General features: G+C 56.1%; 5 protein-coding genes. 3 read left to right on the forward strand and 2 right to left on the reverse strand.

Annotation, left to right across the window (positions count from 1 at the left end):
- The coding region (locus GAP13_RS12325) for a nucleoside phosphorylase (protein ID WP_158908597.1) at positions 1 to 631 on the forward strand (631 nt) is incomplete at its 5' end.
- A 70-nt stretch (positions 632 to 701) separates the two neighbouring features.
- Here the strand turns inward: GAP13_RS12325 and GAP13_RS12330 are convergent.
- A complete protein-coding gene (locus tag GAP13_RS12330; RefSeq protein ID WP_158908598.1) occupies positions 702 to 1,370 on the reverse strand; it encodes an acyltransferase in 669 nt (222 codons plus the stop codon).
- Complete coding sequence (locus GAP13_RS12335) at positions 1,367 to 2,278, reverse strand: nucleotidyltransferase family protein (RefSeq protein ID WP_158908599.1); 912 nt, start codon at positions 2,276 to 2,278, stop codon at positions 1,367 to 1,369. Before GAP13_RS12335 ends, GAP13_RS12330 begins: the two co-directional genes overlap by 4 nt.
- A gap of 163 nt (positions 2,279 to 2,441) precedes the next feature.
- Here GAP13_RS12335 and nifJ point away from each other — a divergent pair, with 163 nt between their 5' ends.
- Both nifJ and GAP13_RS12345 read left to right on the forward strand, forming a co-directional pair.
- A complete protein-coding gene (gene nifJ, locus GAP13_RS12340; RefSeq protein ID WP_158908600.1) occupies positions 2,442 to 6,002 on the forward strand; it encodes a pyruvate:ferredoxin (flavodoxin) oxidoreductase in 3,561 nt (1,186 codons plus the stop codon).
- Between the two features lie 181 nt (positions 6,003 to 6,183).
- The coding region (locus GAP13_RS12345; protein ID WP_158908601.1) for a VanZ family protein at positions 6,184 to 6,511 on the forward strand (328 nt) is incomplete at its 3' end.

The raw sequence follows: 6,511 nt of genomic DNA on the forward strand, positions 1-6,511 counted from the left end.
CTATCCAGTCGAGCGCGCGCAGGGGTACTTTGGCCAGTTTATTTATTACCTTGATGGGCCACGAAATATACCACAAACCCGGCGCCAGCTCGCCATAGCGGCAGGTTTCGGCGTTGGCGCCCCTGCGGCGGCGGTCATGCTCGAAGAGCTCATTGCCTGGGGCGTGCGGGATTTTGTCTCGATGGGCATGGCCGGCTCCCTTCGAGAAGATCTGCCGCCAGGATCGATTGTCCTCTGCGACAGCGCAATCCGCGACGAAGGCACTTCATATCATTATCTGCCCGACGATTCGGATGTCTTTCCTGACAGAGCGCTCACCGAAAAACTTGCGGACGAGCTTTCCGCCGCCGGCTTGCCCTTTGCCCGTGGAGCGACATGGACAACCGATGCGATCTATCGCGAAACACCCGTCGAGGTTGAGTATTTTCGAAAAAAGGGAGCCCTGGTGGTCGAAATGGAAGCCGCGGCGCTCTTCGCGGTAGCCGCGCACAGGGACGCACGCATTGCCTCATGTTTTTCCGTTTCGGATACGCTTGCATATCTGGAGTGGAAACCGGAATTTCATTCGGAAGCGACTCGGGAGACGTTGGAGAAGCTGTTCCGCGTTGCCAGCGATGTTCTCCTAAGGTAGTGCTTCCAACCTTGTGCCACGCTTTGCGCTTGTCACGCTCAACAGCAGCGCTTGCTCAGCCAAAAAGCAATCAGCCCGGAAGCCGCGAACCCGGCGGCCATGTACCGCGTATGTTCGAAAGCGGAAGCACCACGCTCTGTGCTCCCAAGATTGTGCCAGGATTGAGCACAGTATTGCAGCCAATTTCGCAATAGTCCCCTATCAGCGCTCCAAATTTCGCAAGCCCCGTTTCGATGCGCTCGCCTGCTCCCATGGCGCGCACCGGTACGGGCTTTCCATCGAGGCGGTAATTCGACAGAATCACTCCCGCGCCGATATGCGCATGAATTCCCAAGACAGAGTCGCCCACATAATTGAAGTGCGGCGCCTGCGCGTGCGACAGTAGGATGCAATGCTTGAACTCGCTTGCATGGCCTAGCACCGCGCCGCTTCCCGCAATCACGCCGCCGCGGATGTAGCAGCCGCTGCGGATTTCGCATCCAGCGCCAATCCATGCCGGGCCGCGGATAAACGCTCCCGACTCAATCACGCAGCCTTCTGCGATGTAAACAAGCCCTTCGATGTGCACTCCTTCCGGAACCGGCGACAGGACCACCTGCCCGGAAACGTCAGCCTTTTGCAAAAGCGAAGCAAGATACCCGTCGAGGCTATGGAGAGCCTCCCATGGTGCCTCCAATTGCGCGAAGAGATCCGCAAATTCGCTCTCTTCAATATTCCAGAGCCGAGGAAAGTCGCTCATTTTCCCCTCCATAGCGGTGCCGGATAGTCCCCTTTGGCAATCATCCGGGCAATGCGCTCGCGCGTCTCTTCAAGATCGCCCGGATTCGTAAGGCCGAAACTTCGCATGCTTGCGGGGATCATTCGCACACGCACCGCTCCATGGGCGACCATGGCATTCACAATATCAGGCAAAAAGAATTCCTTCGACCCATAATTTGCTGGCTCGCTCAGAAAATCACGCCACATGCGCTCCGCCCAGGCAAATATAGCCTCGCTGAGCCCCCAGAGGTTCATGGAGACAACAGTCTGCGGATCGAGGACATATTGCTTCCCGTCGATTTCCGATATGAATTCCTGGCCTCGACGCCAGACCCTTTTATGCTCGACAATTCCAGTCAGAAGGCCGTCTGCATCGATAGTGCAGATGGCCCGCGAAACCACGCCTTCTTGCGGCACAACATCATCGAGCCTGTATCCTGCAAAGCAGAACTCCTGCGGATTCGCTGCAAGATTGGCCTGCACGCCGGCAAATGCCCGCGGCCCATAAAAATCATCTGCATTTATCACCGCAAAGGGCCCGCTCTGCTCAAGCTGTGCCCGAGCACATAGAAGAGCATGCCCTGTCCCCCAAGGCTTTATCCTTCCGTTTTCCCGAGCCCGCACGATGGATTTTTCATCCAGCATGCTCGTCGATGTCTGATACGCAAGCTGCCATTGCACCGAAGCCGGCAAGCGGCTCAGCACCATTGTGCGGAAATCCTCTTCGATTTCCGGCCGCACAAGGAACACAATCTCCGAAAATCCCGCCCGCAGTGCGTCAAACAATGAATATTCCAGAAGCGTTTCACCATTCGGGCCCACCGGCGCCAGCTGCTTTATTCCACCAAAGCGAGAGCCGATTCCCGCCGCAAGTACCAGCAATTTCATACCTCAATCATGAGCGCGCATGCCCGCCAAGGTCAAGCATAAAAATGCACAACGCCCCCTTTTCTGGCATCTGCTATTGAAATATCTGCAAAAGAGTTGTAAAATTATTTGGGTCTAAGTTTCAGACCCCTCTCTATATCCAATTTCCCAGAGGAATGCCACAATGACTAATTCCAAGAACATGGTAATGATCGACGGTAATGCCGCCGCGGCTCATGTCGCGCACGCATGTTCCGACGTTATCGCGATCTATCCCATTACGCCTTCTTCACCCATGGGAGAACTTGCCGATGAGTTCTCATCGATGGCAAGAAAGAATATCTGGGGTTCCGTACCTCAGGTAGTCGAAATGCAGTCAGAAGCCGGTGCTGCGGGAGCAGTGCATGGCGCGCTCACCACTGGCGCACTCTCCACAACCTTCACCGCCTCCCAGGGACTCCTCCTTATGGTCCCCAATATGTACAAAATCGCTGGCGAAGCTACCCCGACTGTTTTCCACATCGCCGCGCGCGCCATCGCCGCGCATGCGCTATCGATTTTCGGCGATCATCAGGACGTAATGGCAACCCGCCAGACCGGCTGGGCTCTCCTTGCTTCTAACAATGTCCAGGAAGTCATGGACATGGCGCTTGTTGCGCACGCAGCGACCCTTAAGGCACGCGTTCCCTTCCTGCATTTCTTCGATGGTTTTCGCACTTCGCACGAAGTCTCCAAAATCGAAGAGCTTTCATACGACGTCATCCGGGCAATGATCCCCGAAGACAAAGTCCGCGAGCACAGAGCCCGCGGTCTCAATCCCGAGCATCCTGAAATTCGCGGCACAAGCCAGAACCCCGATGTCTACTTCCAGGGCCGCGAAGCCACGAACAAGCTCTATGAAGCCACTCCGGCCATCGTCGAAGAAACCATGGCGCAGCTCGCCAAGCTCACTGGCCGCACCTATAACCTCTTCGACTATGCAGGCGCGCCCGATGCCGAGCGTGTCATCATCATTATGGGTTCTGGCGCAGACACCGCCGAAGAGACAGCCGAATATCTCGCCAAGCAAGGGGAAAAAGTCGGCGTGGTAAAAGTGCATCTCTACCGCCCCTTCTCAGTCGAACACTTCATCAAGGCAATTCCGGCGACAGTCAAATCGATCGCTGTCCTCGACAGGACCAAAGAGCCCGGCGCCATCGGCGAGCCTCTGTACGAAGATGTGCGCACTGCAATTGGCGAAGCGATGGGCAAAGGCACCGGCCCCTTCAAGAGCTGGCCAATGGTTGTTGGCGGCCGCTATGGCCTCGGCTCCTACGAGTTCACCCCCGCCATGGTGAAAAGTGTGTTCGACAACCTCAAAGCCGAACAGCCCAAGAACCACTTTACGGTCGGCATTGTTGACGATGTGAGCTTTACGAGCCTGCCCTATGACGAATCCTTCCACCTGCCAAGCGAAGGCGTGGTCGAGTGCCTTTTCTACGGACTCGGCTCGGACGGCACCGTCGGCGCGAACAAGAACTCCATCAAGATCATCGGCGACGAGACCGACAACTCAGCCCAGGGCTACTTCGTCTACGACTCCAAGAAAGCCGGCACCTACACCATCAGCCACTTGCGCTTCGGCCCCAAGCACATCAAAAAACCCTACCTTGTCACCAAGGCCGACTTCCTCGCTTGCCACAAGTTCAGCTTCCTCGAGAAGATCGACATGCTCGCCAACCTCAAGGAAGGTGGCACCTTCCTGCTCAACAGCCCCTATTCTGCTGACGAAGTCTGGGACAACCTGCCTGTCGAAGTACAAAAAGAAATTATCGACAAGAAGGTGCGGTTCTACGTTATCGATGCTATGAGCATCGCAGACAAGTCCGGAATGGGCAGCCGCATCAACACAATCATGCAGACCGCCTTCTTCAAGATTTCCGGCGTTCTGCCCGAAGCTCAGGCTGTCGAGCTCATCAAGAAATACACCAAGAAAACCTATATGCGCAAAGGTGCCGACATCGTCCAGAAAAACCTCGACGCTATCGACATGGCCTTGGGTGCGACTCACGAAGTAAAAGTCGGCAAAGCAACGAGCACCAAGCATATGCTGCCGCCCGTTCCCCCAAGCGCGCCCGAGTTTGTCCGTGAAACACTTGGCGAAATCATTGCCCAGCGCGGCGAAAAAGTGCCTGTTTCCAAAATTCCGCTCGATGGCACCTTCCCAACCGGTACTACCCAATACGAAAAGCGTAACATCGCCGAGAAAATTCCTGTGTGGGAACCTTCGATCTGTATCCAGTGCGGCAACTGCACCATGGTCTGCCCGCACGCGGTTATCCGCATGAAAGCCTACGATCCCGCGCTGCTCGCCAACGCCCCGGCAACCTTCAAGAGCGCCGATGGCAAAGGCAAGGAGCTTGCAGGCCTCAAAGTGACCGTCCAGGTTGCACCGGAAGACTGCACCAGTTGCGGCGCATGCATCAATATCTGCCCTGCGATCGACAAGGCCAACCCTGGCAGAAAAGCTATCAACTTCGGCCCGCAGATGGAGCTGCGCGAAACCGAGAAAGCCAACTGGGACTTCTTCCTCTCGATTCCCGAAACCGACAACAAGTTCCTTAATCTTTCCATCCCCAAAGGCATTGCGATGAAGCGCCCGCTCTTCGAGTTCTCCGGCGCATGCGCAGGCTGCGGCGAGACTCCTTATGTCAAGCTCGTGAGCCAGCTTTTCGGCGACCGCGCCGTCATGGCGAATGCGACCGGCTGCTCTTCGATCTATGGCGGCAATCTGCCCACCACGCCCTACACTAAGCGCGCTGATGGACGCGGCCCGGCTTGGTCGAACAGCCTCTTCGAAGATGCGGCTGAATTTGGCTATGGCATGCGCCTCACCACCGACAAGCAGGCTGAATATGCCCGCGAGCTTCTGGACACCGCCAAGACAAATGGCGTCCCAGCGGATCTCATCGACCGCATCCTTGCCAATGCCCAGGAAAATGAAGAGCAGATCGAAGCTCAGCGCGCCAATGTGGCCGAGCTCCGCAAAGCTTTAGCCAGCAAAAAAGAAGATTGGGCGAAAGAGCTCGACAATGTCGCCGATGCGCTGATCCGCCGCTCTGTGTGGATTGTCGGCGGGGACGGATGGGCATACGATATCGGTTTTGGGGGCCTCGACCACGTCATCGCATCCGGCAAGAACGTGAACCTCCTTGTGCTCGACACCGAAGTCTATTCCAACACCGGCGGTCAGGCTTCCAAGGCAACGCCGATCGGCGCCATCGCCCGCTTTGCGACAAGCGGCAAGGACATCTTCAAGAAAGACCTCGGCATGATCGCCATGAGCTATGGCTATGTCTATGTCGCGCAGATCGCCCTCGGCGCCAACATGAACCAGACCATCAAGGCCATCCGCGAAGCCGAAAGCTACAACGGCCCATCCATCATCATCGCCTACTCGCACTGCATCAACCACGGCATCGACATGATGAAGGGCATGGACCAGCAGAAAATCGCAGTCCAGAGCGGCGTGTGGCCACTCTATCGCTACGATCCGCGCCTCAAGGCTGAGGGCAAGAACCCCTTCCAGCTCGATTCGAAAGAACCGGACTACTCCAAGCTCGAGCAGTACATGTACGCCGAAGTGCGGTTCAAGAGCCTCGTGCAGGCGAACCCCGAGCGCGCAAAGATGCTTCTCGAAAAGCAGCGCAGCTTAATCGAGCGGCGGTACAAAGAATACCGCTACCTCGCTGACAGGCCGTTCTGAAACCACGCTTCAGTACGACATCCGGTGGCCGGTGCGCCGGCCACCTCAAAAGGCCGCCTGGATAGGGCGGCCTTTTTTAAAGAGGGGGTCTGACCCCTTTTCTTAAAAATTTAAGAAAAGGGGTCAGACCCCCTCTATGATTGACGCTTGGCGCGCTTTTCTTTTACAGTGTCGGCAAGTCATGAGTATATTGAAAATTTATAAATGGACAGTCGCGTGCGGTTTTCTAGTCGCCCTGCTGCTCCTTCTGCCTTCGCAGATCTTTCCAAAAACTCCTCGGGGTATGCTCGAGCTTGATAAGATTGTCCACGGATTTCTGTTTGGTGTCGTGACAGCTGTTTTTTGCGCAGAGCACCGAAGGTGGACAAAGGTCAGCCCGCCTTTCTTGTTGAGTTTTGCCATTATTGGCGCTTTTTCATTCTTGACCGAAGTCAGCCAGCTCGCGACAAAAACGCGCCACTTCGACCTGAAAGATTTTGGCGCAGATCTCATAGGCATTGCAGCTGGAC

This window comes from Rectinema subterraneum (genome assembly GCA_009768935.1).
GTDB classification, from domain to species: Bacteria; Spirochaetota; Spirochaetia; order Treponematales; family Rectinemataceae; genus Rectinema; species Rectinema subterraneum.

Coding starts and splice junctions, on each gene's coding strand:
- GAP13_RS12335 (WP_158908599.1), bottom strand. CDS start 2,278: ATGAAATTGCTGGTACTTGCGGCGGGAATCGGCTCTCGCTTTGGTGGA.
- nifJ (WP_158908600.1), top strand. CDS start 2,442: ATGACTAATTCCAAGAACATGGTAATGATCGACGGTAATGCCGCCGCG.
- GAP13_RS12330 (WP_158908598.1), bottom strand. CDS start 1,370: ATGAGCGACTTTCCTCGGCTCTGGAATATTGAAGAGAGCGAATTTGCG.